Below are 597 nucleotides of genomic sequence, written 5' to 3' on the forward strand. Positions count from 1 at the left end.
AAATCGAGTAGGAGGTAGATAATTAATTTATCTACCGACCTCTCACACCACCAAGCATACCGTCCGGTACTTGGCGGTTCAATGATTTAAGTGCAGTACCTCGTATCTTTTGGATATGTCATCATATCCAACTGATGCGAGGTATTCATTTGTTAATGACCTTGATAATATCCAGCTATTGGCTATCCGCCAATATCCTTTCCGAGTGTTTGCCCATTCCCAAGCTTTCCCTTTGGATATTCCAAGTCGTTTGAGGTTCTTAAACCTCGCACTTATTTTCTTCCATTGCTTCCACAAGTACATTCGAATTCTACGCCTAATCCATACGTTAAGGGCGGTAATTCTATTCTTCATATCTGCAATGGCAAAATAACCTAACCAGCCTGTGGTGAATGTTTTAAGCTCTTTAAGTATCTTCTGAGTCGACCTACCACGTTTACGACTTGTTATCTGCCGTACCCTGTCCTTGAACCGTTTTACGGACTTCTGGTACGGTCTGATTCCAATCTTCCCTTTAGCTTTGTAGAGGGAGAAGCCAAGAAACTTAAGTTTTAGTGGGCTTCCAGTTTTGCTCTTTTCTCGGTTTACCTTAAGTTT

1 protein-coding gene is annotated in these 597 nt (G+C 41.5%); it reads right to left on the reverse strand.

From position 1 onward, the window contains the following. Positions 1-78 precede the first annotated feature (78 nt). A partial coding sequence (locus CDO51_RS13135; RefSeq protein ID WP_276207042.1) for a group II intron maturase-specific domain-containing protein occupies positions 79-597 on the reverse strand: 519 nt, incomplete at its 5' end.

The sequence above is a fragment of the Natranaerobius trueperi genome (genome assembly GCF_002216005.1).
GTDB lineage: Bacteria > Bacillota > Natranaerobiia > Natranaerobiales > Natranaerobiaceae > Natranaerobius_A > Natranaerobius_A trueperi.